Source organism: Mycobacterium sp. (genome assembly GCF_032159565.1).
Lineage (GTDB): Bacteria > Actinomycetota > Actinomycetes > Mycobacteriales > Mycobacteriaceae > Mycobacterium.
Genome location: NZ_JAVHWR010000073.1, coordinates 1 through 15,302 on the forward strand (window position 1 = coordinate 1; position 15,302 = coordinate 15,302).

The 15,302-nt window shown below is 65.0% G+C and carries 14 protein-coding genes and 1 pseudogene; all 15 read left to right on the forward strand.

All coding sequences use genetic code 11. The features are described from left to right. The first annotated feature begins 351 nt into the window (after window positions 1–351). The 15 genes and pseudogenes from QOC76_RS08875 to clpB all read left to right on the forward strand — a co-directional run bounded on the left by QOC76_RS08875 (window position 352) and on the right by clpB (window position 15,299). Entirely contained in the window at window positions 352–621 is a 270-nt protein-coding gene (locus QOC76_RS08875; protein ID WP_526356434.1) for an STAS domain-containing protein, read from the forward strand. A 190-nt stretch (window positions 622–811) separates the two neighbouring features. After that, entirely contained in the window at window positions 812–1,279 is a 468-nt protein-coding gene (locus QOC76_RS08880) for an Hsp20/alpha crystallin family protein (protein WP_526356318.1), read from the forward strand. A 364-nt stretch (window positions 1,280–1,643) separates the two neighbouring features. Beyond that, on the forward strand, window positions 1,644–2,675 hold the full coding sequence (locus QOC76_RS08885) for a glycosyltransferase family 4 protein (protein WP_526356320.1): 1,032 nt from the start codon (window positions 1,644–1,646) through the stop codon (window positions 2,673–2,675). Next, window positions 2,672–4,885, forward strand: coding sequence for a glucosylglycerate hydrolase family protein (locus tag QOC76_RS08890; RefSeq protein WP_526356322.1), 2,214 nt, complete (start codon window positions 2,672–2,674; stop codon window positions 4,883–4,885). The genes QOC76_RS08885 and QOC76_RS08890 overlap by 4 nt, the downstream gene beginning before the upstream one ends. Window positions 4,886–5,205: 320 nt before the next feature. After that, window positions 5,206–5,520, forward strand: coding sequence for an STAS domain-containing protein (locus QOC76_RS08895; RefSeq protein WP_526356436.1), 315 nt, complete (start codon window positions 5,206–5,208; stop codon window positions 5,518–5,520). Between the two features lie 361 nt (window positions 5,521–5,881). Beyond that, window positions 5,882–6,262, forward strand: a complete 381-nt coding sequence (locus QOC76_RS08900; RefSeq protein WP_526356324.1) for a DUF2267 domain-containing protein — start codon at window positions 5,882–5,884, stop codon at window positions 6,260–6,262. Window positions 6,263–6,496: 234 nt separating this feature from the next. Continuing rightward, a pseudogene (locus QOC76_RS08905) lies at window positions 6,497–6,780 on the forward strand (hypothetical protein); the annotation flags it as partial. A 50-nt stretch (window positions 6,781–6,830) separates the two neighbouring features. Continuing rightward, window positions 6,831–7,775, forward strand: a complete 945-nt coding sequence (locus QOC76_RS08910; RefSeq protein ID WP_526356326.1) for a helix-turn-helix transcriptional regulator — start codon at window positions 6,831–6,833, stop codon at window positions 7,773–7,775. 286 nt (window positions 7,776–8,061) lie between these two features. Continuing rightward, a complete protein-coding gene (locus QOC76_RS08915) occupies window positions 8,062–8,532 on the forward strand; it encodes an Hsp20/alpha crystallin family protein (protein WP_526356328.1) in 471 nt (156 codons plus the stop codon). Continuing rightward, entirely contained in the window at window positions 8,532–9,038 is a 507-nt protein-coding gene (locus tag QOC76_RS08920) for a general stress protein (RefSeq protein ID WP_526356330.1), read from the forward strand. The genes QOC76_RS08915 and QOC76_RS08920 overlap by 1 nt, the downstream gene beginning before the upstream one ends. Before the next feature lie 3 nt (window positions 9,039–9,041). Next, on the forward strand, window positions 9,042–10,925 hold the full coding sequence (gene dnaK, locus QOC76_RS08925) for a molecular chaperone DnaK (protein WP_526356332.1): 1,884 nt from the start codon (window positions 9,042–9,044) through the stop codon (window positions 10,923–10,925). A gap of 5 nt (window positions 10,926–10,930) precedes the next feature. Further along, the gene (locus tag QOC76_RS08930; protein WP_526356334.1) at window positions 10,931–11,455 is read left to right on the forward strand and encodes a nucleotide exchange factor GrpE; all 525 of its coding nucleotides are present in this window, start codon (window positions 10,931–10,933) and stop codon (window positions 11,453–11,455) included. 6 nt (window positions 11,456–11,461) lie between these two features. Continuing rightward, window positions 11,462–12,379, forward strand: coding sequence for a DnaJ C-terminal domain-containing protein (locus QOC76_RS08935; RefSeq protein WP_526356336.1), 918 nt, complete (start codon window positions 11,462–11,464; stop codon window positions 12,377–12,379). Then, on the forward strand, window positions 12,376–12,693 hold the full coding sequence (locus tag QOC76_RS08940; protein WP_526356338.1) for a chaperone modulator CbpM: 318 nt from the start codon (window positions 12,376–12,378) through the stop codon (window positions 12,691–12,693). The genes QOC76_RS08935 and QOC76_RS08940 overlap by 4 nt, the downstream gene beginning before the upstream one ends. Continuing rightward, the gene (gene clpB, locus QOC76_RS08945) at window positions 12,675–15,299 is read left to right on the forward strand and encodes an ATP-dependent chaperone ClpB (protein ID WP_526356340.1); all 2,625 of its coding nucleotides are present in this window, start codon (window positions 12,675–12,677) and stop codon (window positions 15,297–15,299) included. Before QOC76_RS08940 ends, clpB begins: the two co-directional genes overlap by 19 nt. Window positions 15,300–15,302: the final 3 nt, after the last annotated feature.

A 15,302-nucleotide genomic window follows, 5' to 3' on the forward strand; every position in this document is an offset into this window, starting at 1 on the left:
TGCGACCTCAGCGTGGTCGATACCCGGTTCAACCTGCACGCCGCGACCCGCGCCTGGCGCTTCCTCAATCCGGTTGACTAACCACACATTAACCACCCACCCCCACCCCCACCCACCCACAAAAACCAACACCACCGCCACGCGCCGACGCGCGCATGCCCGTACCCGAAGGTCTGACTGGTTGACCTTCTTTCGCCCTGGAGGGTCGATGCAGCGATCGGGTGCGGATTGGCAGAGTGTGCCCTCAGCATGAACCGACCCGGTGAATGGAGCGAAACGATGAACATATTCACATGCGCGCTGGACATCGATGAGCAGCATGCTGTCGCCTACCTGAACGGCGAACTGGACATGAACACAGTGCATTGCCTTGTCGATCGACTGCGACCCGTAGCAACGGCCGGGCGCGACATCGTCATCGACCTTGCCGGCATCGATTTCTTCGGCACAGCAGGTCTGATGGCGCTTGACGAGCTGGACCGCCATGCCACCGCCGCCGGTGGCTCGATCCGGTTGTCTCAACTCCCCGCCCCCGTGCGGCGGCTGCTCGCGGTGACCCGATCGGCGAATCGATTCGACATTCTGGACCACGGGTCGGACTTACCAGCTCCGCACCGGTGAAACACTCAGGCGGTCAGTCACTTTGACCCGATCTGTTTCGATGGTGCCTCCGTGGGCCGCGTTTCTCCTCTGCCGGGTGTTGATCCGGGCGAGTGAATTCACGGGGTCCGATTCATCTCCTCAGCGCGAAGCGCCGGTCGGCTTCGATAGGTCAATCTAGGGGCGCAACCATCAGATGAGAGGATTTGACATGTCTCTGCCCGTGCGACGTTCCGCCGGCCAGGCGGACAACTGGCGACCCGTTCGTGGGTTCGAGGATCTGTACGCGGAAATGGACCGCCTTGTGCAGTCTGTGATCGGCAGTACCGGAGGTGATGGCACCTGGATCCCTTCGGCCGACATCTTTGAGACTGATGCCGCCTACGATATCGAGATCGAATTGCCCGGCGTGCGCCGCGAAGACGTCGACGTCAGGCTCAACGGCAATGAGTTGGTGGTAACCGGGGAGCTCAAAGAGCGCAAGCGCGAGGGCCTGTTTCGCCGCCGTACCCGGCGCCGTGGCGAGTTCGAGTTCCGTGTCACGCTGCCGGGTGACCTTCGGGCAGACGACGTGGAAGCTTCGTTGGCTTACGGGGTGCTGAGGGTTCATGTGCCCAAAGCGCAAAGCGGCAAGCCGAGCAATATCCAGGTGACCGAGTCGGGCGACGGCTCACGCTGAGCGCCCCGGGCACTTTCGCTCCCTCTCCAGGCCGATTCTCCGATCAGTATTCGGCCGGAGAGAGGCGTTGTCTCTGCACCGCCGGCCGCATCATCGCCCGGCGGGCCAGGACACTCCGACGCGGCGGGGACGCTCGGAGCGCTCATTGCCATTCCGATTGCGGCAGCCATCTACTCACGGAGCAACGGCTGAGTCCCCGCACGATCGCGACCGGTGACCTCACCGTTCGTTTCATCCGCTGCGAAGCGAAACGTGAAGTACCACAGGGGGTCACGAGACTAGTTTCGGCGGGACTACCATCGTCGGTGTTTTCTGCTCCGTCGGGCCGGTGCGGTGGGCACCCCTCGTTTCTGACGATTGGTCGATGAGACCTCGAACTCTAAGCGTCGGACTATTGGCGCCTCCGTGGTTTTCGGTTCCGCCACCGGCCTACGGCGGCACGGAGTCGGTGGTAAATGAAATTGCACGCGGCCTGGTGGCGGCGGGACATGACGTCGTGCTCTACGCCACCGGCGACAGCACCGCACCGGTGCCCATCGTCTGTGGGCTAGCCACGGGCGCCTGGGATCGCGTCGGCGAGGGTGTCGTGGAACTTCCACATGTCATGCACGGTTACGAGGCGCTCGCTGGCTGCGATGTCGTGCACGATCACACAACGCTCGGGCCGGCGTGGGCATTGGCCTGTGGCTACGACCGCGTCGTCACGACATGCCACGGTCCGTTCGACGGCGAACTGCGGGCCATCTACCGCCGCTACGGCAAGCGGCTGCCGGTGGTGGCAATATCGCGGAGCCAGGCCGCCAGCGCACCCGAAATTGCCGTCGACCGCGTCATCCACCATGGCGTCGACCCTGATCAGTACCCGCTGGGCCGCGGTGACGGCGGCTATCTGCTGTTTCTGGGGCGGATGACACCGGATAAGGGGGTTCGAGAGGCAGTGTCGGCAGCGCGAGCGGCCGGCCGCCGTTTGGTCATTGCGGCCAAGGCGCGCGAGGCCGCCGAGCAGCGATACTTCGCTGAAGAGATCGAGCCGCTGCTCGACGACGGGGTGCACTTCGTGGGCGAGGTTACCGGCGAAATCAAGGTGGCACTGCTGGCCGGCGCGTCGGCGCTGCTCAATCCGATTCAGTGGGCCGAGCCGTTCGGCCTCGTCATGATCGAGGCGCTGGCGTGCGGGACGCCCGTGATCGGCTGCCCCAACGGTGCCGCGCCGGAGATAGTCGACGACGGCCGGACAGGCTTCCTGTGCTCGGAGTCCGCTTCGCTCGTCGAGGCCATTCACCAGGTCCCTGATCTGAACCGGGCGGCCTGCCGGGCCGCGGTGATCGAACGGTTCTCCAGCGCGCGCATGGTCGCCGACCACGTCGCGCTCTACCGTGACATGTTGGCGCAGTGACGTTTATAGATGGCGAGGAGTGTGCAGTCGGCGCCTGGGCGTCCGGCTCCGGCCCGCCCGTGATAGCCGAAACCGGCACGGTCACTCTCCTCGAGGGGTCCACCTTCTGCATCTCGGCGATGGCCGGCGACGTCCACCGTGACCGGCCCCACGGCCTGTTCGTCGCCGACACGCGGATGCTTTCGTGCTGGCGGCTCGCCGTGGACGGACACCCGGTGGAAAATTTGTCCATTGTCGAGGACCCTGGCGAGCCCTTCCACGCGACGTTCGTCGGTCGAACTTCACCTGGCGAATGGGTCGCCGACAGCACAATGCTGGTGCTGCGCAGCCGGTTTGTCGGGGACGGCATGCGCGAGGACGTGGTGCTGCGCAACCACGGTGCAGAACCGGTCGGTGTGACCGTGACAGTCGCCGCTGACGTGGACTTCGCCGACCTCTTCGCGGTGAAAGAGGGACGCGCGCACGTGCCGCACGGGGTGGGGGTCGACATCGGGGCGGCGTCACTGACATTCACGCGCCCCGGCGAAGACGACACTAGTTGCGCCGTGATCACCGCGACAGGGGAGCCGATGGTCACAGCCGGCAGATTCACCTTCCGCACGGTGGTGCCCGCCCGGTCGCAGTGGTCGACCTGCTTCGCCGTCGAAGCAACCATCGGTGGTCGACGGCTCCGGCCGCGACACATTTGCGGCGAACCGATCGAGACCAGCGCGCCCGCGCGCCGATTACAGGCGTGGCGACTGTCGAACCCCCGAATCAGCACGCCCGACAACGGGTTAGCGAGGTCAATCGAAGCAGGCGCCCGCGACCTCGGAGCCCTCCAGATTGAAGACCCGTGCCATCCGGACTGCCCCGTCGTGGCCGCAGGGGCTCCGTGGTTCATGGCGTTGTTCGGACGCGATTCGCTGTTGACCGGATGGATGACGCTCGCCTTGGATCCTCGTCTGGCGCTGTGCACGCTGCGCACCTTGGCCCGGCTACAGGGCGTCCGCGTGGATCCCCTGACCGAAGAGGAACCCGGCCGGATACTGCACGAAGTCCGACTCGGCCGAGAAGCTGCGTTGGCGCTAGGCGGCGGCACCACCTACTACGGCACCGCCGACGCCACCCCACTGTTCGTCATGCTGCTCGGCGAACTCGACCGCTGGGGCGGACTACCCGACACCGACCGTCCGGCGCTTGTCGCTGCGGCGGACCGGGCCTTGAAGTGGATCGGGCAATATGGCGATGCCGACGGGGACGGCTTCGTCGAATACCGCCGGCACACCGACCGTGGGTTGGTCAACCAGGGCTGGAAAGACTCCTTCGACGGCGTCACACACGCCGATGGACATCTGGCCGCCCCGCCGATCGCGCTGTGCGAGGTACAGGCATACGTGTATGGCGCCTACCGGGCGCGCGCCAGTTTGGCCGAGGCCGACGGCGATGCCACCACAGCCCGACAATGGCGGAGCAAGGCGGCACGACTCAAGGCGGAATTCAACCTCGCGTTCTGGATGCCCGAACGCCAAGCATTCGCGTTGGCGCTGGATGGCTCGAAACAGCAGGCGGATGCCATCACCTCCAATATGGGCCACTGCCTTTGGACGGGAATCGTCGACGCGGACAAGGCGGCGCCCGTAGCGGCTCATCTGGCCGGGCCGGCGCTGTGCTCCGGATTTGGGGTCCGCACGTTGGCCACCGATATGACCGCCTATAACCCGATGAGCTACCACAACGGCTCGGTGTGGCCGCATGACACGGCCATCAACGTGGCGGGGTTGGCGCGCTACGGTTACCTCGCAGAGGCGCAACGGATCTCGATCGGGTTGATAGAGGCATCCCAGCATTTCGGAGGCCGGCTACCCGAGCTGTTTTGCGGGTTCGACCGAACCGACTTTCCCAGCCCCGTTCCCTACCCAACCTCATGTTCACCGCAGGCGTGGGCCGCCGCGGCGTCGCGGCTGGTCCTTCGTAGCCTGCTTCAGCTGAACCCGAACGTCCCGCATGGGGAGGTGCATCTTGCCCCCGCGCTGCCCGCCCGATGGCTCCCGCTTCGAGTGGAGAACATTCCACTGGCCGGCAAGCGGTTCGGCATCACAGTGGACGAGGACGGTGACCTGCAAGTCACCGGCCTCCCTGGTGAATTTCGGCTGGTGACAAACCAACTTCGGACAGCCTCCGGCGCAGATATCCCGGCACAAGATCACCAGCCCGGTCGCCGACCGTGACTCGAAAGACGCCAGGGGGCGCACACCACCAATTCGCCGGCTGCCGCTCTTTCGTCATGGCCTTGTCTTCGACTGGCACCACGACAGAGCCCCGGCGTGAGCACGCAATAGCGTCCGCGTGCTCGCGAGCCGACTGAGAAACATCGATCGTCATCACAACGACATCGGTAGGGGTCGAGGAAGCGAACAACGTTGAGAGCGCTTCACAGATATCGCATTGCTGACCGCCACTTTCACTCGATGCAACATCTTGGGTGCCTGGAGGTGAAGTGAGGGACAGCGACAGAGGTGCGCGGCAGTCCGAATGCGTCCGCGTCGATGTGCAACGGTTCCCGTCCGGCAAATGCGTTGTGCGCGTCATGGGCGAGCTGATCCGCGATGCAACGACGCAGATGATTCGGATCGTGGAAGAAGAGCTGGCGCGAGTCCCTTCGCCCTTGGTACTCGACCTGTCGGCTGTCACCGACATCAATGCCAACGGCGTCGATGCACTCGTATCGGCAGCGACGCTGGCGGGGGAATCAGACATTTCACTCTGCCTCGTCGGCGTTGAGGGGCGTCCAACAGGGGACGCCCTCGCGGCCGCCGACTTGACGGAACTGTTCGAGGTCGTCCCACCATCGGACGACGCATGAATCGATCCGAGTGCGCGGCACCTGATTGCGTCCAAATCAGTGAATGGGCGCAACGCTTCTGTGATTCAACAGGTCCGATTCAGTGGCACCGAAATCGTCGATGACCCGCAACCTACCCGCGCCGATCGCGGAAGCCGGCTCGGTGATAGTCGGTCGGTCGCCAATGTCGTTGCGGGCATGTGGATAACGGACAAGCCGCAGTTTCTCCAAACGTCTTGTCCGGCGGCGTGCGGCGCTGGGTATCGGGGGACGACTTCACCTAACAGGTCGATTTTCGCCCGTGAATTCAGCTCGGCCAGATGGAGGCATGGCGGATGCGAATCGAGCACGATGGCAGCAGCCCACATCGGAAGGAATCGACATGAAATATGAAGAGTTCATCGCCCGTGTGGCAGAGTACGCTGATCTGTCAGAGGAGGATGCGGAGAAACTGACCCGCGCCACGTTGGCCACTCTCGCGGAACGAATCACCGGCGGTGAGGCGCAAGATCTGGCAGCCCAGTTACCCGGCCCCCTGAAGACCGCGCTGACTGGCGCCCAGGAGAATGCCGAGGCATTCAGTTTCGAAGAATTCGTCGAACGGACCGCCGAACGCGCCGGCACCGATGTTGACGTGGCCGAGGTGGCGGTAGTCGCGGTATTCGCTACGCTGCGTGACGCAGTCACACCCGGCGAGTTCGATGATGTGCTCAGTCAGCTGCCGTCAGACTTCCCCAGGGCGGGTACGTCGCAGCCACGGTGATTTTCCGAGGCCCCAACGAACGCGGGGACGTTGGGCCCCGTGGGTCTGTTCTGTGGCCATGCTTTGCAACCGTGGGGCCGACGCGCTGACCCTGGTCCGATTGGCACAGTGGTTACACCAGCAGACACCGCCGGGGTGTGGTGGTTGTTGGCGATGGTCGGGGGTACATCTTGATAGCTGAAGAGCGCGCACGGCGGGCCGGCCGCACACCGGCCGCAGTGCCTGTCGCGTCGGCGCTATGGCGACTCGGTGACTGTCGATGACCCAGGGGGCTAAGGCAATTCGCTGGAGTAGGCGTCCGGCTGCCAACCGCCGCGGCACACCTTCACCGAGCTGCCCCGGACGGTTTCGGAGCGGCCGGCTTCGGGCTGCGCCATCCGCACTTGGTGCAAAGCGCGCGACAAGAAGCCCCTATCGGCCGTCACGCCCGGGCCTCGGGTGGCGAGGTGGAACGTCAACTCGATTCCCGGCCTGGACTGCTGCCCACGACCGCGCCACCTCGTGAGGTCATGCAATGACGATCGCCGGCCCAAAGCAGCTCCATCGGCCCGAGCGTTCGTGTGTCGCAGTGTCCGATCCCGCTGAGCTGCCCGGATTCTTGACGAGCGCCTACGGCGCCAGGATGCGCCTTTCACGAATACCCGCTGTTCCGCGTCACGGCAGTCCGTTGATGACACACGCGCGCGCCGACGTCGGTTCATTTGCGCTCGACCATATCCACCTGCCCGGTGTCGTGAAGGCATTGTCGGACCCGCTCAACAAGGTGGTCGCCGCGGCGGTGGTCGACGGTTCGTTGGCGGGCCACTGCAATGGTATGGCCGCCGGTGCCACGGCCGGCGAGGTGACGATGGCGGCGCAGCCGGACCTGCCCCATTTCACGCACGCCGAAGGTCTGCATTCAATTGTTCTGTTGTTGGATCCGTCGTTGGTCGCCGGTGTAGCCGCCGGTATGCCGATCGGCCAGGGACCCTTGCCGATCCGGTTCACCAGTTTCACACCGGTCGATGCCGCGGCCGCCAAAAGGTGGCGAGACACGGTCAGATATGTGAAGGACGTTGTGCTGAACGACGACACCCTCGCGAGTCCACTGGTCCTGGGCATCGTCGGCCGCTTACTGGCCGGCGTCACCCTCTCCACCTTTCCCAATACGGCAACGCCCGGTCCTACGCCGCATGATCGCAACGATCACCAGCCCGTGCTGCTGCGCCGCGCCATCGAGTTCATCGAGACCAATGTCATCGAAGACATTGGATTGGGCGACATTGCCGAAGCTGTCTGTCTCACCCCGCGTGCGGTGCAGTACATGTTTCGCCGTCACCTGGACATGACCCCGTTGCAGTACCTTCGCCGAATCCGATTGCACCATGCCCACGCTGAATTGCTGGCCTCCGACCGCAGACACGACACCGTCACCGCGATCTCGACCCGTTGGGGATTCATGCACACCAGTCGGTTCGCGGTCTTCTACCGCCAAACCTACGGCCAAAGTCCGCATGTCACGCTGCGTAAATGACCGGGCGGCACGCGTGATCCCGTCGTCGGGACGAGGGTGCGACGTGGCCCGCGCCGTCGTGGGTCACCCCGGCGGGGACGGGAGCTTTGGAACGGTCCGTCCAGGGAGTGCGTCCATTCGTGCTGACAGGTCCAATCGCGATCCAAATTTCCGGCTCGTTGGGAGCACGCGCTCGCCGAATTGACTTGCCAGACTTGTTGTTCGGAGGCACTGGCGGGCCGTGCTTACGGGCGATCGGCTGCCGGAGCTTTCCGGTACAGCAACCCTGGAAACTGAAGGAGATCCCATGGCTTTGATGCGATTCGATCCGTTTCGCGAACTCGACCGGCTGGCCGACCAGGCCCTGGCTGGCGCCCGCAGTACGACGCGCGCTCTTCCCATGGAGGCGTTCCGTCGCGGTGACCAATTCATTGTCGCCCTTGATGCACCGGGCATGCAGCGTGGCGATATCGATGTAACGGTCGAGCGCAACGTCGTCGAGATCACCGGACGCCGCCGCCCGATTCGACAGGAGGGCGATGAGCTGATCGTTGATGAGCGGCCGCAGGGCGAGTTCCGTCGCCAACTGTTTCTCGGTGACAACCTCGATCCGAACAAGATGACCGCTGTATGTGATCTAGGCGTGCTGACGTTGACCATTCCGGTGTCGCAGGAGAGCAAGCCCCGCAAGGTTGAGATCGCCGAACCCAACCAGGGTCAGCAGGCCATTCAACCCGAAACAAGGACGCCACAAACCGCGGATGCGGCGGTGCAGTGATGGCTGCGCATTCAACGGTGGAAACCTCGGCGGTCCGGCCGAACGAGCCGCCCCGCCAGGTCATCGCCACCTTCGATAACTACGCCGACGCCGAACGGGTGGTCGACTACCTGTCCGATCGGCAATTCGAGGTAGACAGGCTGGCCATAGTCGGCCGGGACATGGAGTACCACGAACAAATCCTTGGCCGGCTGAACTACGGTGGCGCCGCCCTGCGTGGCGCCGGGTCGGGCGCCCTTGTCGGCCTGCTGATCGGGTGGATCTTCGGGCTGTTCAATTGGATCCAACCATTGGTCTCCGCCCTGGTGCTGGCCGGCTATGGATTGATCTTCGGCGCCGTCGTGGGCGCCCTAGTCGGACTGGTCGCCCACGCCCTGCAACGCGGCCGCCGGGACTTCTACTCGGCAAGCGGACTGCGGCCCAAGTACTACGACGTCCTCGCCGACGTGGCGGTGGCCGACCGTGCCATTCGACTGCTCGGCGGGGCCACCGACAGAAGGGAATAGGTCATGGCCACAGCAGTAGGAATCGATCTCGGCACAACCAACTCGGTAATCGCCGCGTGGCAGGGCGGGGAACCGGTCGTGATCCCGAACGCCGAGGGGGCGCGCACCACGCCCTCTGTGGTTGCGTTCACGGAAAGCGGCGAGCGCCTGGTCGGGCAACTGGCCAGGCGCCAGTCGATCATGAACCCGAAGGGCACCATCTATTCGGCAAAGCGATTCATCGGCCGCCGCTTCGACGAGGTATCAGATGAAGCCAAGGCGGTCAGCTTCGACGTCGTTCCCGGTCCCAACGGCGAGGCACGTTTCGAAATACGCGGCAAGCAGTATTCGCCTGAGGAGATCAGCGCGCTGATCTTGCGCAAACTCGTCGACGACGCCGGCAAGTTCCTCGGTGAGCGGGTCAAGGAAGCGGTGATCACCGTCCCGGCCTATTTCAACGACGCCCAACGCAACGCCACCAAGGATGCCGGCCGGATCGCCGGCCTCGACGTACTGCGCATCATCAACGAGCCTACGGCCGCGGCACTGGCCTACGGGCTGGACAAGAAGGGGCACGAGACGGTGCTCGTCTTCGACCTGGGCGGCGGCACGTTCGACGTCAGCCTGCTCGACGTGGGTGATGGGGTGGTCGAGGTCCGCGCCACGGCGGGTGATTCGCATCTGGGTGGCGATGACTTCGACCGCCGGCTCGTCGACTACCTCGCCGATGAGTTCCAGCGTGAGAACAACATCGATTTACGGAAAGATCCACAGGCGCTGCAGCGGCTGTTCGAGGCGGCCGAGAAGGCCAAGGTCGAACTGTCGTCGGTGGCGCAGACCCAGGTCAATCTGCCGTTTATCACCGCCGACGCCAACGGTCCCAAGCATCTCACCATGACCATCAATCGGTCGAAGTTCGAGGAACTCACGCATGATCTGGTGGAGCGCACCATGGGCCCGGTCAAGCAGGCCATGAGCGACGCCAAAGTGACGGCCAACGACATCGACGAGGTCATCCTGGTGGGCGGTTCTACCCGGATCCCCGCAGTCCAGGCCTTGGTGCGCCGGCTCACCGGCGGCAAGGACCCCAACATGAGCGTGAACCCCGACGAGGTCGTCGCGCTCGGTGCCGCGATCCAGGCCGGTGTGCTCAAGGGCGAGGTCTCCGACGTCTTGCTGCTGGACGTCACACCGTTGTCGCTGGGTGTGGAGACCGCCGGCGGGCTGATGACCAAGATCATCGAGCGCAACACCACCATCCCGGTACGGCGCAGCGAGGTGTTCACCACCGCGGCCGATAACCAGCCGGCCGTGGATATCGTTGTGCTGCAGGGTGAGCGGGAGCTGGCCAAGGACAACCGGGTACTCGGTCGATTCAAGCTGGAGAACATCCGCCCGGCGCCAAGGGGTGAACCGCAGATCGAGGTCACCTTCGACATCGATGCCAACGGCATCCTGCATGTCACAGCGCGCGACAAGGACACCGGCGCCGAGCAGGGCATCACCATCAGCGAGCAATCCAACCTCGATAAGAGCGAGGTGGAGCGGATGCTCGCCGAGGCCGAGGCAAACCGCCGCGAAGACGAGCAACTGCGCCAGGCCGTCGAGGCGCGCAACGCGCTCGACTCGGCGGCATACCAAGTGGAGCGGCGGCTTACCGAACTGGGCGACTCTGCGGCGCCACACGAGCGGGCACGTGCCGAGATGCTGGTCGCCGACGCGCGCCGAGCGATCGAGGAAGACGCGCCGATGGACCGGCTGCAGGCCCTGACGTCCGAACTGCAGCAAGTGCTTTACGGGTTGCAACCCACGCCGTCCGGTGGCGGCAACGGGCAACCGACGGGCGACGGGCAGGGCTCAACAGTGGGTGACGACGACGTGGTCGACGCAGAGTTCGATCGGGGCTGAGCCGCATGGTCAGCCCCGCAGAGCATTCCAAGACCGACGAGGGCGACAGTCGCGTAGGCGAAGACCCGCCAGAAACGGCTGTCTCCCAACCTGATTCGGACAAGGAGCTGGCCAAGCTCGAGGACCGCTGGCGGCGCGCCGTCGCCGATCTGGACAATCTGCGCAAGCGGTATGCCCGCGAACTGGACCGCGAACGAGCAACGGAACGATTCGGCGTGGCCAGCGCGTGGCTGCCGATCGTGGACAACCTGGAGCGGGCAATCAGTCATGCCGGCGACCAGTCCGACGCGGTCGTCGAGGGTGTGCGGACCATTCTCGGACAAGCGCAACAGCTTCTGGAGCAACTCGGCTATCGCCGCGATGCCGAGGCAGGGGTGCCCTTCGACCCGGCGCGTCACGAGGTGGTCGGTGTGGTGGATCAGCCGGACAGCGCGCCGGGGACGGTTGTCGAAGTGCTTCGACCGGGCTACGGCGAAGGTGCCACACAACTGCGGCCGGCGGCCGTGGTGGTCAGCCGACGCGGAGAGTGACCCTTCGTGGCCCGCGATTACTACGAAGTGCTCGGGGTGTCGAGGGACGCGACCGCCGATCAGATCCAGCAGGCGTTCCGCACACTGGCCCGCAAGTATCACCCCGACGTCAACAAGGATCCGGCGGCCGAAGACCGATTCAAGGAAATCAACGAGGCCTACCACGTGCTGTCGGACCCCGAAACCCGCAAGCGCTACGACCGATTCGGCGAAGACTTCCGACAGGTTCCCGAGGACTGGGAAGAGCGGGTCGGCGCCGGTGCAGGTGGCTCCCGTGGTGGTCGGCCTGCCGGCGGCCGGGTGCGCTACGGCCAGGGCTTCGGCGGGGGCGCCGGCGGCATCAACATCGAAGACCTTTTCGGCGACATGTTCGGCGGCAGTGGCGGATTCGGGCCGATTCCGGGCGCCGATCAGGAAGCGGTGCTCGAGCTGACCGTCGAGGAGGCCTACCGGGGCGGCAAACGGCAGGTCTCACTGGACGGCCGCAGCTACGACGTCAACATTCCCCCCGGCGTCATCGACGGTCAGCGGATACGGCTGGCCGGAGAGGGCGGCCGGGGGAGCGGCAATGGACCGGCCGGAGATCTCTACCTGGTGGTGCGGATCAAGCCGCACCCCCGATTCCGGCTTGCCGGACGCGACGTCACAGTCGATCTGCCGGTGTCGCCGTGGGAGGCGGTGCTGGGCACCACCGTCGCTATCCGAACCCCCGGCGGCGAGGCGAAAGTCAAGGTGCCGAAGGGTTCCTCAACCGGCCGTCGGTTGCGGCTGCGGGGCGAAGGCATGCCCAACCCGCGCGGTGCGCCAGGCGACCTCTACGCAGAAATCAAGGTGATGGTGCCACCGAAACCCACTGCGCGCGAACGTGAGCTGTTCGAGCAACTGGCAGCGGAGTCCACGTTCGACCCCAGGAGGGGACGATGACCGCACCACGCTATGTCCTGTCGCGGCGGGCCGGAATGCAGCTCGACGTCTTCGCGACACGTTGTGGGTTGCATCCCGACATGGTGCGCCGGCTGGTGGCGCTCGGTCTCGTCGCTTCCCGGCCGGATGCCCACGGCGATCTCTGGTTCGAACCGTCCGCGGTGGTGACAGTCGCCCGCATCCAGCGGTTGAGGACCGGTCTGGGACTGAACTACGCGGCGATCGGGCTGGTGCTCGACCTGCTGGACCGAATCGAAGAGCTGGAATCCGCTTCTCACCGAAGGAGGACACCACGGTGGACATCAACAAGCTGACGCAGAAGTCACAGGAGGCGTTGGCCGAAGCGCAGAGCATCGCGACCCGGATGGGTCACAACGAGGTCGACGGCGAACATTTGTTGATGGCGCTGATCGACCAGCCCGAGGGTCTCGTACCGCGGCTGCTTGAGCAGACGGACACCGACACCGCGGCGTTGCGCGCGGACCTGGAACGCGAGCTGAACCGGCGCCCGAAGGTGAGCGGCCCGGGCGCCGCGCCAGGCCAGGTCTCTGTCACCAGGCGTCTGGCGAACCTGCTGGAGGCCGCCGAGCGGGAAGCCAAGCGGCTCAAGGACGAATACGTGTCGGTGGAGCACCTTGTCATCGCCCTCGCCGAAGAGGGTTCAGCGAGTGCCGCCGGACGGATTCTGGCCTCCCATGGCGTCACCCGGGAATCGTTTCTCGGCGCTCTGACCAAGGTCCGCGGCAACCAGCGGGTTACGTCAGCGTCGCCGGAGGGGGCGTACGAGGCGCTGGAAAAATACGGCCGCGATCTGGTCGCCGAAGGCCGCGCCGGCAAGCTGGACCCGGTGATCGGCCGAGACGCCGAGATCCGCAGGGTGATCCAGATCCTCAGCCGCAAGACTAAAAACAATCCGGTGCTCATCGGCGACCCCGGAGTCGGCAAGACAGCGATCGTGGAGGGGCTGGCCCAGCGGATCGTGCGCGGCGATGTCCCGGAAGGACTGCGGGACAAGACGATTTTCTCCCTCGACATGGGTTCGCTGGTCGCAGGTGCGAAGTATCGGGGTGAGTTCGAGGAACGGCTGCAGGCGGTGCTGTCGGAGGTGAAGGCGGCCGAAGGCCGAATATTACTGTTCGTCGACGAATTGCATACCGTGGTCGGCGCCGGGGCTACGGAGGGGTCGCTGGACGCCAGCAACATGCTCAAACCGATGCTTGCCCGCGGTGAACTGCACATGATCGGTGCCACCACACTCGACGAATACCGTAAGAACATTGAAAAGGACGCCGCGTTGGAGCGCCGGTTTCAGACCGTACTGGTCGACGAACCTGACGTCGAGGACACCATTTCGATCCTGCGCGGCCTGCGCGAACGCCTCGAGGTGTTCCACGGCGTGAAAATTCAGGATGCCGCCCTGGTGGCGGCGGCCGCGTTGTCCCATCGCTATATCACCGACCGCTTCCTGCCCGACAAGGCGATCGACCTGGTGGACGAGGCGTGTGCACGGCTGCGCACCGAAATCGACTCCTTGCCAGCGGAATTGGACGAGATCACCCGGCGGGTCACCCGGCTCGAGATTGAGGAGGTCTCGCTGGCCAAAGAAACCGACCCGGCCAGCAAGTTGCGCCTCGAGCAGCTACGCAAGGAACTGGCCGACCTGCGGGCAGAAGCCGACGCCCGGCACGCGCAGTGGGATGCCGAACGGCAGGCGATCAAGCGGGTACAGGAACTGCGCGGACAACTCGAGCAGGTGCGGCACGAGGCCGAAGAAGCCGAGCGCAACTACGACCTGAACCGGGCCGCCGAGTTGCGCTACGGCCAGATCACCGAACTGGAACGCAAATTGCGGGCCGCCGAGGAGCAGCTGAAGTCCAAGCAGGGCGACAAGCCGCTGCTCCGCGAGGTCGTCACCGAGGACGAGATCGCCGAAATCGTGGCCGCATGGACCGGCATACCGGTCGCACGGTTGCAGGAGGGCGAACGGGAAAAGCTGCTGCGGCTCGACGAGATACTGCACGAGCGAGTGATCGGCCAGGACGAGGCGGTCCAGTTGGTCGCCGATTCGGTGATTCGGGCCCGCTCCGGCATCCGGGACCCGCGCCGCCCGATCGGCTCGTTCATCTTCCTGGGACCCACCGGCGTCGGTAAGACGGAGCTGGCAAAGACGCTGGCTGCCGCGTTGTTCGACAGCGAGGACAACATGGTCCGGCTTGACATGAGCGAGTACCAGGAGCGGCACACGGTGAGCCGGTTGGTCGGCGCGCCACCGGGATACGTCGGCTATGAGGAGGGCGGTCAACTCACTGAAGCAGTGCGTCGCAAGCCCTACTCGGTGGTGCTGCTCGACGAGATCGAAAAGGCGCACACCGATGTGTTCAACACCCTGCTGCAGGTGCTCGACGACGGCCGGCTCACCGATTCACAGGGACGTCAGGTCGACTTCCGCAACACGGTAATCATCATGACCTCCAACATCGGATCGCACCACCTGCTCGACGGCGTCACCGCGGACGGAGAGATCAAGCCCGACGCGCGCGACCGCGTGATGGCCGAGTTGCGCGGACACTTCCGGCCTGAGTTCCTCAACCGCGTCGACGACATCGTTTTGTTCACTCCGCTATCGATGCCGCAGATCGAGCGGATCGTAGAGCTGCAGTTGGCCGAGCTGAAGGATCGGTTGGCGGAAAGGCAAATCGAGCTCGAAATCAGCCCGGAGGCTCGCCGGATGATCGCCGAACGCGGCTACGATCCGGTGTACGGGGCGCGGCCGCTGCGTCGCTACATCGCCCACGAGGTGGAGACCAAGATCGGCCGGGCGTTGCTACGCGGCGACATTGCGGCCGGTGGCAAGATCCGCGTCACCCTGGAAAATGGCGAACTCGCCGTGGGCTATTCGGAACCGGCCCTGGCGGCGTGACGG